The 2,145-nt window shown below is 74.9% G+C and carries 2 protein-coding genes; both read left to right on the top strand.

The genetic code is table 11. The features are described from left to right. A partial coding sequence (locus CH341_RS34660; RefSeq protein ID WP_425376226.1) for a COG4223 family protein occupies nt 1-779 on the top strand: 779 nt, incomplete at its 5' end. Nucleotides 780-791: 12 nt separating this feature from the next. After that, the coding region (locus CH341_RS30840; RefSeq protein WP_111423437.1) for a heme biosynthesis protein HemY at nt 792-2,145 on the top strand (1,354 nt) is incomplete at its 3' end.

Here is a 2,145-nt window from a genome sequence, read left to right as displayed (position 1 = left end):
CGCGCCAGAGCGGCGCCGACCCGGCTCTCGCCGCTCGGGTGGCCGCCGCCGAAGCCGCCGTCACCAAGCTGACCGAGCAGCTCGCCCAGACCGGCCAGCGGGTCGACGCGGTCGCCAAGAGCGCCAGCGCCACCGTGGCGGCCCCGGCCTCGCCCGGCGTGCAGCCGGCCGAGCTCGACGCCGTCGCCGCCAAGGTCGCGACGGTCGAGCGCAACCTGGCGGCCCTGCAGCAGCAGGTGACGCAGCGCGCCAATGCGCCCGTCACCGACAAGGCCGTGCGGCTCGCCGTGCTGGCCGCCGGGCTGCGCACGCTGGTCGAGCGCGGCACGCCCTACACGGCCGAGCTCGGCGCCGCCAAGCAGCTGGTCAGCGACCCCCAGACCTTCGGCCCGCTCGAGCCGTTCGCCGCGTCGGGCGTGCCGAGCGCGCTGGTGCTGGGCCGCGAGCTGTCCGATCTGGCGCCCGCGATGCTCAAGGCCGGCGACCTGCCGGCCGGCGAGGAGTATCTCGACCGCCTGCAGTCGCAGGCCGAGCGGCTGGTGCGCATCCGGCCCGTGAAGGACCAGCCCGGCAGCGATCTCGCCGCCCAGATCGGCCGCGCCGAGGCGAAGGCCCGCAACGCCGATCTCGCCGGCGCGCTGGCCGAGCTCGCCAAGCTGCCGGCCCCGGTGCGGGCGCCGGCCGAGCCGTGGATCAAGAAGGCGGAAGCCCGTCAGGCCGCCGTCGCCGCCGCCCAGCGCGTCGCCACCGCCGCGCTCACGGCGCTCGCCACTCCTTGAGGATCGCATCCGATGATCCGTGTTCTCCTGTTTCTCGCTGCGGTCACCGCCCTCGCCTTCGGCGCCGCCTGGCTGGCCGACCGGCCCGGCGACATCGCCATCACGTGGCTCGGCTATCAGCTCGAGACCTCGGTCATGGTGGGGCTCGGCGCGTTGATCGCGCTGGTCGTCGCCGTGATCCTGGTGTGGTCGATCCTGCGCGCCATCGTGCGGGCGCCCGCCGCCTTCGCGGCACGCCGCCTCGATAAGCGGGCGAAGCGCGCCTACAAGGCGATCTCGCAAGGCATCGTGGCGATCGGCGCCGGCGACGCGTTGTCGGCCCGCCGCTTCGCCAACGAGGCGCAGCGCCTGGCGCCCAAGGAGCCGCTCGCCCTGCTGCTCGGCGCCCAGGCGGCGCAGCTCGGCGGCAACCCGGCCGAGGCCGAGCGCACCTTCCGGGCCATGGCGGCCCGCGAGGACACCAAGCTCCTCGGCCTGCACGGCCTGTTCATCGAGGCCCAGCGCAGCGACAACGCCGCCGCCGCCCGCACCTATGCGGAGGACGCCGCCAAGGCGTCGCCGACGCTCGCCTGGGCGGCCGAGGCGGTGCTGCAGTATCGCTGCGCCGCCGGCGACTGGACCGGGGCGCTCGCCGCGCTGGAGCGCAACATGCGCTCGGGGCTGGTCGCCAAGGACACCTACAAGCGTCAGCGCGCCGTGCTGCTGACCGGCCGTGCCCTGTCGGGCGAGGTCGACGGCGAGGTCTCGAAGGCGCTGGTGCTGGAGGCGCTCAAGCTGTCGCCCGGCCTAGTGCCGGCCGCGACGCTCGCCGGCCGGCTGCTCACCGAGGGCGGCCAGGCCCGCAAGGCCGCCAAGGTGGTGGAGGCCGCCTATGCGATCAATCCGCATCCGGATCTGGTCGAGGCCTATGCCGGCATCTTCCCCAACGAGTCGAACCGCGACCGGCTCGGCCGCATCCGCACCCTCGCCAAGCTGGCGCCGAATCATCCGGAGAGCGCGCTGGCGGTGGCCCGCGCCGCCGTCGACGCGCAGGAGTTCGCCACCGCGCGGACCAGCCTCGCCCCGATGCTCACCATGCCGACCCAGCGCATGGCGTCGCTGATGGCCGAGCTCGAGGAGAAGGAAGGCGGCGACGTCGGCCGCTCGCGCGAATGGATGCGGCGCGCCCTGCAGGCGACCCGCGATCCGACCTGGACGGCGGACGGCCTCGTCTCGTCGAAGTGGATGCCGGCGTCGCCGATCTCGGGCCGCATCGACGCCTTCGAGTGGCGCATCCCGATCGCCGACCTGGCCCCGCAGGGCCCGGTGATCGAGCACGATCAGGCCCGCGCCGCCCCGGCCGCCTCGGTGACGGCGGGAGCCGTCA

Source organism: Rhodoplanes roseus (genome assembly GCF_003258865.1).
In the GTDB taxonomy this organism is placed as follows: domain Bacteria; phylum Pseudomonadota; class Alphaproteobacteria; order Rhizobiales; family Xanthobacteraceae; genus Rhodoplanes; species Rhodoplanes roseus.
The sequence above is the reverse complement of the archived record's forward strand: the minus strand, read 5'-3'. Positions and strand labels throughout refer to the sequence as shown.